The 12,794-nt window shown below is 73.4% G+C and carries 12 protein-coding genes; 4 read left to right on the forward strand and 8 right to left on the reverse strand.

Annotated elements, in window-relative coordinates:
* Window positions 1-6: 6 nt before the first annotated feature.
* Window positions 7-1,848 (reverse strand): metallophosphoesterase family protein, encoded by a 1,842-nt coding sequence (locus tag JOE63_RS14870; RefSeq protein ID WP_204542363.1) that lies wholly within the window; start codon window positions 1,846-1,848, stop codon window positions 7-9.
* A gap of 97 nt (window positions 1,849-1,945) precedes the next feature.
* Window positions 1,946-3,514 (reverse strand): MFS transporter, encoded by a 1,569-nt coding sequence (locus JOE63_RS14875; protein ID WP_244286203.1) that lies wholly within the window; start codon window positions 3,512-3,514, stop codon window positions 1,946-1,948.
* A 210-nt stretch (window positions 3,515-3,724) separates the two neighbouring features.
* Between JOE63_RS14875 and JOE63_RS14880 the strand changes: the two genes are divergently transcribed.
* Window positions 3,725-4,354 carry a TetR/AcrR family transcriptional regulator gene (locus tag JOE63_RS14880; protein WP_167550990.1) on the forward strand — a complete coding sequence of 210 codons (630 nt, stop codon included), beginning with the start codon at window positions 3,725-3,727 and terminating at the stop codon, window positions 4,352-4,354.
* 87 nt (window positions 4,355-4,441) lie between these two features.
* On the opposite strand, the gene JOE63_RS14885 is transcribed toward JOE63_RS14880, so the two are convergent.
* From JOE63_RS14885 to ku, 3 genes are all read right to left on the reverse strand, one after another.
* A complete protein-coding gene (locus tag JOE63_RS14885; protein ID WP_204542364.1) occupies window positions 4,442-5,920 on the reverse strand; it encodes a hypothetical protein in 1,479 nt (492 codons plus the stop codon).
* A gap of 135 nt (window positions 5,921-6,055) precedes the next feature.
* Entirely contained in the window at window positions 6,056-6,508 is a 453-nt protein-coding gene (locus JOE63_RS14890; RefSeq protein WP_204542366.1) for a VOC family protein, read from the reverse strand.
* Window positions 6,509-6,642: 134 nt separating this feature from the next.
* The gene (gene ku, locus JOE63_RS14895) at window positions 6,643-7,653 is read right to left on the reverse strand and encodes a non-homologous end joining protein Ku (RefSeq protein WP_204542367.1); all 1,011 of its coding nucleotides are present in this window, start codon (window positions 7,651-7,653) and stop codon (window positions 6,643-6,645) included.
* Window positions 7,654-7,779: 126 nt separating this feature from the next.
* Here ku and JOE63_RS21095 point away from each other — a divergent pair, with 126 nt between their 5' ends.
* Complete coding sequence (locus JOE63_RS21095; RefSeq protein WP_307840124.1) at window positions 7,780-8,082, forward strand: DUF1905 domain-containing protein; 303 nt, start codon at window positions 7,780-7,782, stop codon at window positions 8,080-8,082.
* A 6-nt stretch (window positions 8,083-8,088) separates the two neighbouring features.
* Here JOE63_RS21095 and JOE63_RS14905 read toward each other — a convergent pair whose 3' ends face one another.
* Window positions 8,089-8,757 carry a response regulator gene (locus tag JOE63_RS14905; RefSeq protein WP_204542371.1) on the reverse strand — a complete coding sequence of 223 codons (669 nt, stop codon included), beginning with the start codon at window positions 8,755-8,757 and terminating at the stop codon, window positions 8,089-8,091.
* On the reverse strand, window positions 8,754-9,950 hold the full coding sequence (locus tag JOE63_RS14910) for a sensor histidine kinase (RefSeq protein WP_204542372.1): 1,197 nt from the start codon (window positions 9,948-9,950) through the stop codon (window positions 8,754-8,756). Before JOE63_RS14910 ends, JOE63_RS14905 begins: the two co-directional genes overlap by 4 nt.
* Window positions 9,951-10,122: 172 nt before the next feature.
* On the opposite strand from JOE63_RS14910, the gene JOE63_RS14915 reads away from it, so the two are divergent.
* Window positions 10,123-11,094: an ABC transporter ATP-binding protein gene (locus JOE63_RS14915; protein WP_204542375.1), complete on the forward strand. Its 972-nt coding sequence runs from the start codon at window positions 10,123-10,125 to the stop codon at window positions 11,092-11,094.
* On the forward strand, window positions 11,091-11,897 hold the full coding sequence (locus tag JOE63_RS14920) for an ABC transporter permease (protein ID WP_204542377.1): 807 nt from the start codon (window positions 11,091-11,093) through the stop codon (window positions 11,895-11,897). The genes JOE63_RS14915 and JOE63_RS14920 overlap by 4 nt, the downstream gene beginning before the upstream one ends.
* Before the next feature lie 46 nt (window positions 11,898-11,943).
* Here the strand turns inward: JOE63_RS14920 and JOE63_RS14925 are convergent, their stop codons facing one another.
* Window positions 11,944-12,642 carry a GTP pyrophosphokinase gene (locus JOE63_RS14925; RefSeq protein WP_204543760.1) on the reverse strand — a complete coding sequence of 233 codons (699 nt, stop codon included), beginning with the start codon at window positions 12,640-12,642 and terminating at the stop codon, window positions 11,944-11,946.
* Between the last annotated feature and the right edge of the window lie 152 nt (window positions 12,643-12,794).

Consider the following 12,794-nt stretch of genomic DNA (forward strand, 5'->3'; position numbering starts at 1 on the left):
GCCGTCTCAGCCCTCGGTGGCGGGCGCGTCGTCGGTGGGCTCGTCGGCGGGGACGCCCCCACCCTCGACGTCCTCCTCGCCTCCGTCGTCACCTGCCGGCTCCTCGACCACCGGCACGCCCGACGGCGTGGGCCAGGCGATGCGCGGCCAGACCTTCGCGGACTCGTCGGTCCCGATCTGCACGAGCTGCCAGTCGACGATGCGGCGCCGCTCGGGGTCGAAGCGCAGCACCGTCATCTCGGCCGTGCCCTTGAGCGGGCCGATGCGGAGCTGGTCCTTGACCGCCCCCGCGGTGCTGCCGCTCACGTACCGGACGCCGCCACCCGTCCGCTCCGGCCCGGACCGGGTGTGCATGTGGCCGGAGATCTGGTTCGGCACGCAGCCGGAGTCGAGGGCCTCGTTCCCCATGCGCGGCGTGTGGATCAGGAGGAGGTCGATGCCGTCCCCGTCCTCCTGCTCGGCGCACGCGACCTCGGTGAGGCGGGCCGCGTACTCCTCGGGGGTCTCCTCGCGCGGCGGCTGGCTGCCCAGGCCGAGGCGCGTCTCGAGCGGGTCGCGGTCGCCGAGGATGCGGATCCCGTCGACCTCGACGACCTTCCCGTCCAGCACGGTCTGGCCGTTGGCCCGCTCCTGCGCCGAGGTCTCGACGCTGTCGTGGTTGCCGTCGGAGACGACCATGGTCGCGCCCTTCGGCACCGCGGACGCGAACGAGTCGACGCAGAACGACTCGACGGCGGTGCCGTTCATCGTCGTGTCGCCGGCGTTGAGCACGATCGACGCGCCGGAGCGCTCGGCCGCGGTCCGGATGAGGGGCGTCATGCCCGTGTTGCAGTGCAGGTCGCTCACGACCAGGAGCGTGACGAGGTCCTCCTCGGCCGCGGGCTCCGGAGCGGTCTCGTCGGTCGCCTCGGCGTCGGCCGAGCCCTCGGCGCCGGAGATCTCGTCACCGGTGCCCGACGGCGGGGCGTCGGTCGCCCCGTCCTCGTCTCCCGGGGCGCCGGTCCCCTCGGGCGACGTCGCGTCGTCGGGCGACGGGTCGTCGGACGTCGCGGTGGCCGCGGGGCGCGGTGCGGTGAGGCGCTGGATGCGGTCGCGCCGGTCCCACGCCTCGACGAGGTTGGCGTCCGCCCGCGCGTAGAAGTCCTCGTTCTCGCGGTAGAGGTCGATGAGCATCGCGCCGTAGGTGTCGACGACGCCCGCGAGCCGACCGGTGATGCGCGCACCCTCGAGCGGGGTCCCGTCGAACACGGCGGACGCGCGCTGGGACGGGCCCGTCGTCGTGCCGGGGTCGCTCGCGACGAGGGAGACGCCGACGAGGGAGACGAGGACGACCCCGGCCGTGATCTCGTACGTGCGCGGCGCGACGCGCGCGGTGAGCTCGCGGCGGCGCGGCGGGCCGAGCAGCAGGTAGAGCCCGGCGCCGACGGCCGCGACGACGAGGATCGCGAAGCCCGTCCGGCGCAGCGCGTCGACGACGAGGGCCCGCGCGACGGAGCCGATCGTCTCCTGCGGGCCGCCGAAGAAGCGCAGGTAGTCCTCGAGGTCCTGCGACAAGCCCTCGAGCGTGTCCGCCTGCCCGACCGCGGTGAGGTCGGCGGGGATCTCCTCCACCGTGACGTCGGCGCCGAGGCCGAGGGGCAGCGGGGAGTCGATCTGGATGGTGCCGAGCGGGCCGAGGTCGACGGTGACGAGACCGTTGGTCGTGACCTCGTAGAGCGCCTCGTGCGGGCCGAGGCTGCGCTCTGCGGTCGCGGTCGTGACCCCCCACACGACGCACGGCACGAGCGCGAGCAGGACGGCGAGGGTCCAGCGGACCCAGCGGGGCGGGGTGCGGTGCGGACGGCTCATCACCGCCCAGCCTCCCGGATCCGGGCCCCCGTCGCCAACCGCGAGCGCCGCGCGCCCCGCCGCGAGGGTGCGGCGGGGCGCGCGGTGCGGTGCGTCGTCAGGACTTCGCGCCCCGCAGCGTGACGAGCGCCACGCCCGCGGCGACGAGCATGAGCACGACCCCGATGAGCGACGTCGTGCCCACGCCGCTGCCGAACGCGGCGTGCGCGGAGTCGAGCAGCGCCTGCGCCTGCCCGGCGGGCAGGGTGGACGCGACCTGGGTGGCGCCGCCGAGCGTCTCGGCCGCGGCGACGGCGTCGGCCGCGGGGACGCCCGCCGGGACGACGACGTTCGCGTGGTACGACGCGGTGAGGATGCTCCCCAGCACGGCGGTGCCGAGGACGGCACCCACCTCGTACGCGGTCTCGGAGATCGCGGACGCCGCGCCCGCCTTGGCGGCGGGGACGGACGACACGATGAGGTCGTTCGACACGGTCTCGGCCGCGCCGACGCCGAGGGACAGGACGACGAACGCCACGACCAGCAGCAGGAGGGTGCTCTCCCCCGCCCCCGCGGCGACGACCGCGTACCCGGCCGCGGAGAACAGCAGCGCGACGGCGACGACGTGCGCCGGGCGCACGCGGCGCACGACCCGCACGACGCCCAGGCCCGCCACGATCATGACCAGCAGACCGGGCAGGAGCGCGACACCCGCCTGCATGGGGGTGAGCCCGAGCACGAGCTGCACGTCCTGGGACACGAAGAACAGGAACCCGACGAGCGAGAACACGGACAGCAGGTTGACGAGCACCGCGCCGCTGAAGGCCCCGTGGGTGAACAGGCGCACGTCGATCATCGGGTCCGGCCGGCGGAGCTGGCGGCGCACGAACAGCGTCCCGGCGACCAGCCCGACGACGACGCTGCCGACCGCGAGGGTGCTCGCCCCGGACTTGGCGAGCATCTTGATGCCGTAGACGACGGGGGTCATGGTCGCCATGACGAGCACGATCGACAGGACGTCGATGCGACCCGGGGCGGGGTCGCGCGACTCGGGCACGAAGAACGGCGCGAGCGCGAGCAGCAGCACGAGCACCGGGACGGCGAGGAGGAAGACCGAGCCCCACCAGAAGTGCTCGAGCAGGAACCCGCCGACGATCGGGCCGAGGGCCGACCCGGCGGCGAACCCCGCCGCCCAGATCGCGATGGCCAGGCGGCGTTCCTCGCGGTCGACGAAGACGTTGCGCAGGAGCGAGAGCGTCGACGGCATGAGCATCGCGCCGAAGAAGCCGAGCGCGGCGCGGGACGCGACGAGCGCCCCGGCCGTGGGCGCGTAGGCGGCGACGACCGACACGGCCGCGAAGCCCACGGCGCCGACGAGCAGCAGCCGCCGGCGGCCGACGCGGTCGGCGAACGAGCCCATCGGCACGAGCAGGCCGGCGAGCACGAGCGGGTAGATGTCGATGATCCACAGGAGCTGTGTCCCGCTGGGGCGCAGCGACTCGGAGATCTGGGGCAGCGCGAAGCTCAGCACGGTGTTGTCGATCGACACGAGCAGCACCGGGAGCATCAGCACGGCGAGCGCGAACCAGCGGCCGGCGGCGCCGCGCGCGGGTCCGCGCGTCGCGGTCGCGTGCTGGGCGGGTGCGGTCCTGCCGGCCGTCGAGGTCGTCGTCACGGGGGTCGTCACGGCGAGGGTCCTTCCACGTCTTCCGGGCGGTCGGGGCGACGCGGTGGCGTCGAACTTCCAAACCGTCCAGACGGTACAGTAACGATCTTGGGGCTCGTCGTCATCCCGAGTCCGGTGTGACGCTGCGCACCGACCGCTCCCCTGTCAGTCAGGGTGCGCTGCCGTGGTCGGGCGACTGGCGCACCCGGGCCTCCCACTACCCTCGGAACCATGCCGCCGCCCCCCGCCGCCCGCGCCAAGGTCCTGCGCGCGTTCGCGTCCCTCCTCGTCGAGCAGGGCGAGCGCGCCGCCACGCTCGAGGCCGTCGCCGAGCGCGCCGGGGTGTCCAAGGGCGGGCTCCTCTACCACTTCGGCTCCAAGGACGCGCTCGCCGACGGCCTCACCGAGCACCTGCGCGAGCTCACCGCCGCCGACGTCGAGACGATGCGCGCCGCGCCCGCGGGCGCCGTCGACTACCTCATCCGCACCTCGACGCTCGTCGACACCGAGTTCGAGCTCGTCTACCTCGCCGTCTCGCGCCTCGCGCAGGGGTCGTACCCGCGCGCCCGCGCGGCGCTCGACGGCGCGCACGACGCCTGGACCCGCGCCGTCCTCGACGAGGTGGGCGACCCGGTCGTCGCGCGCGCGATCGTCCTGCTCAGCGACGGGCTCTACGCGCACGCCGCGCTGAGCAGCGACGTGCTCGGCCGTGTCACGGGCGGCACGGCCGAGACGGACGACGGTGACGGCGTCCCCGAGGAGGACCTCGCCTTCCGCGGACCCCGTCCCGGCGACGACGTCGACGACCTCCTCCGGCTCCTCGACGAGCTCGTCGCGCTGCGCCGCGCGTCGACCGCCTGACGCGGGACCGTCCCGCAGACGCCGGAGGCCCGGTGGCACGCCTGTCGACGCGCCACCGGGCCTCCGGTCCTCGGGTGCGGCGCGGAACTACCCGCCGAGCCAGAACGGGACGGCACGCTCCCGCGTGACCTGCTCGCCGTCGACGTCGGCCGTGAAGGAGACGTCCACCTGGCCCTCGACGGGCTCCGTCGTGCGCACGGCGAACGCCTGGTACGCGCTCGCCCCCGCCGCGACGCGCGGGAAGTGCTTGCGCCCGAACGGCGTCACGACGCTCACGTCCGCCGTGCTGTCACCCTCGTTGAGCACGCGCACGCTGAGGTAGAGCTCGCCCGCGAGCCACCGCTGGCTCACGTCGACGGAGAAGTGCGGGCCGGGGTCGTCGGCGCACGGGTCGGAGGTGGGCGCGTCCTCCCAGACGGCCCGGTAGGAGCGTGAGTACGTCCATCCGTCGACCCATTCCGACGCCCCGAGGACCAGGTCGATGTCGTCGAGCCTCCACGTCTCGTCGTACGCCGGCGAGACCGAACCGTCGCCGTGGGTGACGAATCCCGGCCAGGGCTCGCGGGTGACCCACGGGTGGCCGAAGCCGGCGTCTCCGTACACGACGTCGTACCCGGAGTTCGGCCCCTCCCACGAGATGAGGAACGAGCTCTCGTCCACCCCTGCCGGGGGGTTGACGACGATGTCGACGAACGGCGCTCCGGCCTCGCACACCGGGGTCACCGAGACGACCTCGAGCTCGCACCGTGGCCGCACGACGGAGCTCCACTCGAGGAGGAGCCGTCCGTCCCCGAGCGCTCGCCACTCCCCTGTCGTACCGGCGCCGCCGGGGAACTCGTACCCGGACGCCGCGGTCGCGACGATGCCGTCGTCGCCACGGCTGTACGACACCGCCGCGCTGTCGGACGGGAGTCGCGCGTCCTCCGGCGTCGCCGCGCAGTCCGTGAGCGCCGGGGGCGTCTCGGGCACGACGATCTCGCCGCCCGAACCGCAGGACGAGACGCCCGACTCGCTCCGGTCGAAGGCGTCGTCCTCCGCGTCGACGACGACCTGCCACGTCTGGCCCGACCACTCGTCGAGCCGGGTGCCGAACCAGTAGGAGCCGTACTCGTCGACGACGCCCTCGGTGAGGGCCTCGGCATCCACCGCGACGGTGACGGTCGAGCCGGCAGGGAAGCCACCGAGCGAGACGTTGAGGTTCCCGCAGTACGCGTCGGCGTAGAACCAGTCGCTCGGCGGGTCTCCGCACGGCACCGTCGTGCCGCCGTCCGAGAAGTCGTCGACGTCGCCCGGTGCGTCGACGACGACGCTCCAGGCGTGCGCGACCGAGCCGTCGACGTCGTACCAGAGAGTGTGGTAGCCGTCGAACAAGACGTCTTCGACCGTCTCGCCGTCGACGGTCGCGACGAAGGACGTACCCTCCGGATACCCGTCGAGCGTGACGTAGAGGGACGAGCAGCCGGCTTGGACGTCAGGGGTGGCGGCGGCTGCGGGGGTCGCGGTGGCGACGCCCAGCCCGCCGAGGGCCAGCACCGTCCCCACGGTGCCGGCAAGGAGCTTCTTCACTCGGTTTCGTGGTCCTTCACAAGAGGACGGCGCACGCCGTCGGCGGAGATGTCGAGCGCATTCAACCAGACCTGGGCACGACCTGGACATCCCCGACGAACCACCTGTGCGGCGCGACCGACGCCGACCGGGGGGTCAGCCGTCGTAGGCCGCCCGCAGCGGTCCCAGGTCGAGCTTGACCTGCGTCATCATCACGTCGACGACGCGCTGGACGCGGGCGGGGTCCGGGTCCTGCAGCATCGCGAGGAACTCCACGGGGACGACCTGCCACGACAGCCCGAACCGGTCCTTGAGCCAGCCGCACTGCGACTCCTGGCCGCCGTCGGTGAGCGCTGCCCAGTACTCGTCGACCTCAGCCTGCGACTCGCACTCGACGACGAAGGACACCGCCTCGGTGAACGGGAACTGCGGGCCGCCGTTGATGGCGGCGAACCGGTGCCCCGCGAGCTCGAAGTCGGCCGACACCGCCGTGCCGTCGGGCTGGCGGAACACGTCGCCGACCGTCGCGTCGGGGAAGACGCTCGCGTAGAAGGTGACGGCCTCCTCGAGGTTGCCGTCGAACCACAGGCTGGGCACGATCGCGCGCATCGTCGTCTCCGTTCGTCACAGGTCTCACGGGCGGCCGGACCACCGCCCACCGGTTCCGACGGGTGCCGGAGCCCGAACTCATCGCGCGCCTCTGACCCCGCGTCGGTCGAGCCGGGTCGGCAGGAACCGTCGCCCTACGCGGACGCCTTCTTGCGGGTCGTCTTGGCCGCCGTCGACTTCTCCTTCGACGTCGAGCGGCCCGTGCTCTTCTTCGCAGCGGGCTTCGTGCCCTCGTCCTTCGTGCCGCCACCCTGGGCCCGGGACCCGGAGGAGCCCTTGCCCGACGACGAGGCGGCCTTGCGGCTCGAGCCGCCCTTCGCGGTCGACCCGCCGGACGACCCCGACCCGCTCGTGCGGCCGCTCTTCGACGACGCGACGGACTTGCGCAGCGCCTCCATGAGGTCGATGACCTCGGCGCCCTCGCCCTCCTCAGGCTGCTCGCCGAAGGTCTCGGCGGTGTCGAGCGCGTCGCCCTGCTCGAGCTTGGCCTCGATGAGCTGGCGGAGCTGCACCTGGTAGTCGTCCTCGTACTCCTCGGGCGTGAAGTCCGCCTCGAAGCTCGCGACGAGCTGCGCGGACATGGCGAGCTCCTTGTCGGTCACCTTCGCCTCGTCGTCGAGCGAGGGGAACGCGGCCTCGCGCACCTCGTCGGCCCACAGCAGCGTCTGGAGGACGAGCATGTCGTCGCGCACGCGCATCGCGGCGAGCCGCGTGCGCTGGCGCAGCGCGAACTTCACGATCGCCGTCCGGTCGGTCTCCTCGAGCGTGCGCCGCATGAGCACGTACGCCTTGTTGGACGTGGAGTCGGGCTCGAGGTAGTAGCTGCGGTCGAGCAGGAGCGGGTCGATCTGCTCGCTCGGCACGAACTCGACGACCTCGATCTCGCGGCTGCGCTCCGCGGGGAGCGCCGAGAAGTCCTCGCCCGTGAGCACGACGGTGCGCTCGCCGTCGTCGTACGCCTTGTCGATGTGCTCGTAGGGCACGACCTCGCCGTCGATCTCGCACACGCGCCGGTAGCGGATGCGCCCGCCGTCCTTGTCGTGCACCTGGTGCAACGGCACGTCGTGGTCCTCCGTCGCGGAGTACACCTTGACGGGGACGTTGACGAGACCGAACGTGATGGCGCCCTTCCAGATGGCCCTCATCCGTCCATGGTGGCGCCCCGCGCGCCCGCCCGCGAGGGGGGCGGTGTCCGTGGTTCGCACGCGGGCGGCGTCCGCAGCGCGCCCGACGACGCCCGCCGTGTGGGTGGCCCGCGGCACCATGGTCTCGTGGCGGGGACGAGGTTCGAGTTCGAGGCAGAGCTGTGGCGGTGGGAGGCGCGCACCGACAGCTGGGTGTTCGCCGCGCTGCCGGAGGACGTGAGCGACGAGATCGCGGAGCTGCCGCTCCCGCCCGCGGGGTTCGGCTCCGTCAAGGTCGAGGTGACGCTCGGGGCGCAGCGCTGGTCGACGTCGGTGTTCCCCGACGCGGGGCGCAGGACGTTCGTCGTGCCCATCAAGGCCGCGGTGCGCCGCGCCGAGGGCGTCGACGTCGGCGACCGGGTGACGATCGGCGTCGAGACCCTGATCTGACGGGCGTCAGCCGAGCAGGCCGACGTGCAGCGCGCGCAGGACCGCGCGCGTGCGGTCGCGCGTCCCCAGCTTGAGCAGCACGGTCGACACGTGGTTCTTCACGGTCCCCTCGGCCAGGAAGAGCGCGTGCGCGATCTCGCGGTTGGAGAACCCCGCCGCGACGAGACGGAGCACCTCGAGCTCGCGGTCGGTCAGCTCCTGCACCGGGCCGGCGCCGTCGTCCAGGTCGTCGGCGGGGGCGGTCCCGGCCCGCACCGCTCGTAGGAGGCGGTCGGTGATCGACGGCTGCACGAGCGTGCCGCCGGAGGCGAGCGTGCAGACCGCGCCGGTGAGCTGCTCGAGCGTCACGTCCTTGAGCAGGTACCCCCGGGCTCCCGCCCGCAGAGCGCGGAACACGAGCGCGTCGTCGTCGAAGGTCGTGAGCACGAGCACGGGGACGTCGTACCCGCTCTCGCTCATCGCCTCGAGCGCCCAGATCCCGTCGTGGCGCGGCATGCGCAGGTCGAGCAGGACGACGTCGGGCTCGTGCTCGCGCACGGCCGCGAGCGCCGCCATCCCGTCCTCGGCCTCGGCGACGACGTCGATGTCCGGCGCGAGGTCGAGGAGGCTGCGGATCCCCTGCCGCACGAGGGTCTGGTCGTCGACGAGCAGGACGCGCACCACGGCGTCGCTCATGCTCCGGCCACGGTCGTGCCGACGGGACCGGTTCCGCGCGGGACCGCTCGAGCCTCGGCGTCGCGGTTCTCGGCGAGGGCGGCCCGGCGCTCGGGGGCGAGCTCGACCTCGACCCGGAACCCGTTCCGCCCGTCGAGGCGGACGGTCCCGCCGGCGGCCCGGACCCGCTCCTCGATCCCCCGCAGCCCGTTGCCGGGCACCACGCGGGCGGCGCCCCAGCCGTCGTCCTGCGCGACGAGCCGCACCCGCCCCTCCTCGGTGGTGACGGTGACGTCGAGCACGGTCGCCTCGGCGTGCCGGATCGCGTTGGTCAGCGCCTCCTGGACCACGCGCACGAGCACGACCGTCTGGTCCTCGTCGACCATGACGTCGTCGGCGACGGCGACCCGAACGCGCGGCACGGACACCCGCTCGACGAGCGAGCCGAGCGAGTCCTCCAGGCTGGGTGCCTGTCGCCGCAGCTCTCCGACCGTGGCGCGCACGTCGCCGAGCAGCTCACGGGCGACGCCCTTGGCGCGCAGCACGTGCTCGCGCGCCTGGCCCCCGTCCTGGTGGCTCGCCGTCTCGAGCTCGAGCGCGAGGACGGTGAGCTGGTGGCCGAGGACGTCGTGCAGCTCGCGCGCGATCCGCAGGCGCTCGTCGGAGCGCGTCGACTCGTCCCGCAGCACGGCCGCCGCTCGCAGCTCGACGTGCGCGACGGCGAGCTGCTCGCGCATGCGCCGCTCGCGCTGGAGGGCGAGCGTCGAGCCGACGCTCGCGACCTGGAGCAGCAGGTAGATCATCGCGGTGAGCACGGCGTCGGTCGCGGAGCCGCGCAGCCCGACGGCAGCACCGGCTACCACGACGTTCACCGCGACGACGACCGCGACGGCGGGGACGGGGACCACGTACACGCTCAACGCCGCGACGACGACGAGCAGGATCGGGAGCCAGCCCGCGCCGGGGGCGGTGAGCACGAGCGTCGCGACGAGGACGACCTGCGCGCCGAGCAACGTGTATGCCCGGGGCGTCCCGAACCCCGCCCTGAGGACGATCCCGACGGTGACCAGGACGAAGGCCGCGAAGACGCCGAGCCAGGCGCCCACGGGCAGGGTCACGGCCTCGGCCGCGGCGATCGGGACGAGCGCCCCGATGCCGAGGATCACGACGAGCATCGCGATGCCCGCCCACACCTCCGGGTCGGTCCGTCGCATCCCCCCACCCTACGGATCCCCCGGCCGGGTGCGACGTGCCGGAAGTCATGGCCGGGGTCGGTGACGACCGGCACGCGCGCTGCGGTCCGACCGGTCCCTAGCGTCGGAGGAGGCCCCGGGCAGGACCCGCCCGACCGGTCGAAGGACGCCGCGGACGAGCAGGAAGGGCGACATGGACGCCGTCGACGCACGGAACCTCACGAAGCACTACCGCCGCAGGGGCGGGACCACGACGGCGGTGGACGACGTCAGCCTCGTCGCCGTCGAGGGCGAGGTCCTGGGGATCCTCGGGCCCAACGGTGCGGGCAAGACGACGACGGTCGAGATGGTCGCGGGCGTGCGCCGTCCCGACCACGGGTCCGTGCGGGTGCTCGGCCTCGACCCGTTCACCGACCGTGCCGCGGTGCGCCAGGTGCTGGGGGTGCAGCTCCAGTCGGGGTTCCTGCACGGCGCGCTGACGGTGCGCGAGCTCGCGCACCTCTACCGCACGTTCTACGGGGCGGGCCGCGACCCGGACGAGCTGGTCGCGACGCTGGGCCTCGAGGAGCAGCGCGACGTGCGCTACGAGCGACTCTCGGGGGGCCAGCAGCAGCGGGTCGCGATCGTCCTCGCGCTCGTCGGGGACCCGCGCGTCGTGATCCTCGACGAGCTCACGACCGGGCTCGACCCGCAGGCGCGCCGTCAGGTCTGGAGCGTCGTCGAGGACCTGCGGGACGGCGGCGCGACCGTGCTCCTCGTCTCGCACCTCATGGAGGAGGTCGAGCGCCTGTGCGACCGCGTGACCCTGATCGAGAGCGGTCGCGTCGTCGCGCACGACACCCCGGCCGGGCTGGTCGCGGGTGCCGGGCTGGACCAGCGCGTGCGGTTCCGCGTCGCGCAGCCCCTCGCGCCCGCGCTCCTGGACCGCGTCCCCGGCGTGGACGCGGTGGCGGTCCGCGGGGAGCAGGTCGTGGTGACCGGGCACGGCGACCTGCTCCAGGAGGTGAGCACCGCGCTCGTGCGGGCCGGCGTCGTCGCGACCGAGACTCGGCTGGAGCGCGCGACGCTCGACGACGCGTTCCTCGCCCTGACCGGACGCCCGCTGACCGACGTCTCACCGGGCGAGCACCGCGGGACGACCACCCCGACCGAGGAGGCCGCATGACCACCACCGTCCCCGCCGTCACGACGCCGTCCGGGCAGCGCGTCCGCACCCGGCCCGGTCCGCGCGCGTGGGTCGCGCTGGTCGGCGCCGAGGCGCGGATGGTCGTGCGCGACACCGCCGGGCTCGTCATGCCGTTCGGCATGCCCGTGCTCATCCTCGTCATGTACGGGATCAGCGACGCCACGACGATGGTCCTGCCGGGATCCGGGGGCCGGACCGCTTTCGACGTCTTCGTGGTGCCGGTCGTGCTCGCGATCGTCGTCGGGATCATCGGTGTCGTCAACATGCCGAGCTTCCTGGCGTACTACCGGCGGTCTGGCGTCCTCAAGCGGCTGTCCGTCACGCCCGCGTCGCCCGCGATGGTGCTCGTCGCGCAGGTCGTGGTGAGCCTCGCCCAGACCGCCGGGGGCGTCGCGCTCGCGCTCGTCGTCGCGACGGTCGCGTTCGACGCGCGGCTCCCCGCGTCCCCGGGGGCCGCGCTCGGCGTGCTCGCGCTGGCGTCGGCGGCGATGTACGCGGTCGGGATGCTGGTGGCCGCCGTCGCGCCGACCCCCAACGCCGCGCTCGCGCTCGGTCTCGTCGCGTTCTTCGCGTTCGGGGCGACCGGGGGCATGTTCGGCGACGTGTCGAACCTCCCCGAGCCGGTGGCACGGCTCGGGGAGATGCTGCCCTTCGGCGCCGCGGTGCAGGCGCTCGGCGACGCGTGGGCGGGGCAGCCCGTGGAGCCGGCGCACCTCGTCGCGCTCGCCGGTGCGGTCGTCGTCGGCACCGCCGGCGCGGCGCGCTGGTTCCGCTGGACCTGACCGCTCCGCCGACGGCCGACGCCGCCTGCCCTCGTGCCGGGTGGCGTCAGCCGTCGTGGCGGCGCTCGTGGAACGCCTCGTCGGCGACCTGCACCGTGCGCATGAAGTTCTCGACCATCTCGCGCGGCGACACGAGCGCGTCCGCCGTCTCGGCGGGCTCCGCCTCCCCGTCGAGCTCGCGGACCTCGTCGTGGATGCGTTCCATGGTCGTGTCGAGGGTCGCCGCGACGTCGGCCGCGAGCTTGAGGGCGTCGGTGAGGTGCTGGGGCACGTCGCGCTCGTACTTGTAGTAGATCTTGTGCTCGAGGCTGGCCCAGAAGTCCATGGCGATGGTGCGGAGCTGGATCTCCACGACGACGTCCTCGACCCGGTCCGAGAGGAAGACCGGCACCTGGACGATGAGGTGCAGGCTCTTGTAACCGTTGCCCTTGGGGTGCGCGATGTAGTCGCGCTCCTCGAGCACGGTGAGGTCGCGCTGACCGACGAGCATGTCGCGCACCCGGTAGATGTCGGAGACGAAGCTGCACGTCACGCGCACGCCCGCGACGTCGAACATGTTCTCCTGCACGCCCTCCGGGGTGAGCGGGATCCCCTTGCGCTGCGCCTTGGCGAAGATCGAGTCGATCGACTTCAGGCGCGAGCCCAGGTGCTCGATCGGGTTGTAGTCATGGATGTGCCGGAACTCGTCGCGCAGGACGGTGATCTTGGTCATCACCTCGTCGATGCCGAACTTGTACGTCATCATCAGCCGGCGGAACTCGCGCACCCGCGGACGGATCTCCCCGGTGGGCGGGACGTCGTCGGTCGTCAGGTGGGTCACGGTGGTCCTCTCGGTGCAGCGTCGTCCCGGCGGTCTCCCCCGGTGGTCGGTCCGCCTCCTCCAGTGTGCACGGTCGG

The sequence above is a fragment of the Cellulosimicrobium cellulans genome (assembly GCF_016907755.1).
Classification (GTDB): domain Bacteria; phylum Actinomycetota; class Actinomycetes; order Actinomycetales; family Cellulomonadaceae; genus Cellulosimicrobium; species Cellulosimicrobium cellulans_D.

Bases quoted from the DNA above. Each gene is read 5' to 3' on its own strand.
- JOE63_RS14870 (WP_204542363.1), bottom strand. From the start codon at position 1,848: ATGAGCCGTCCGCACCGCACCCCGCCCCGCTGGGTCCGCTGGACCCTC.
- JOE63_RS14880 (WP_167550990.1), top strand. From the start codon at position 3,725: ATGCCGCCGCCCCCCGCCGCCCGCGCCAAGGTCCTGCGCGCGTTCGCG.
- JOE63_RS14890 (WP_204542366.1), bottom strand. From the start codon at position 6,508: ATGCGCGCGATCGTGCCCAGCCTGTGGTTCGACGGCAACCTCGAGGAG.
- ku (WP_204542367.1), bottom strand. From the start codon at position 7,653: ATGAGGGCCATCTGGAAGGGCGCCATCACGTTCGGTCTCGTCAACGTC.
- JOE63_RS14905 (WP_204542371.1), bottom strand. From the start codon at position 8,757: ATGAGCGACGCCGTGGTGCGCGTCCTGCTCGTCGACGACCAGACCCTC.
- JOE63_RS14910 (WP_204542372.1), bottom strand. From the start codon at position 9,950: ATGCGACGGACCGACCCGGAGGTGTGGGCGGGCATCGCGATGCTCGTC.
- JOE63_RS14915 (WP_204542375.1), top strand. From the start codon at position 10,123: ATGGACGCCGTCGACGCACGGAACCTCACGAAGCACTACCGCCGCAGG.
- JOE63_RS14920 (WP_204542377.1), top strand. From the start codon at position 11,091: ATGACCACCACCGTCCCCGCCGTCACGACGCCGTCCGGGCAGCGCGTC.
- JOE63_RS14925 (WP_204543760.1), bottom strand. From the start codon at position 12,642: ATGATGACGTACAAGTTCGGCATCGACGAGGTGATGACCAAGATCACC.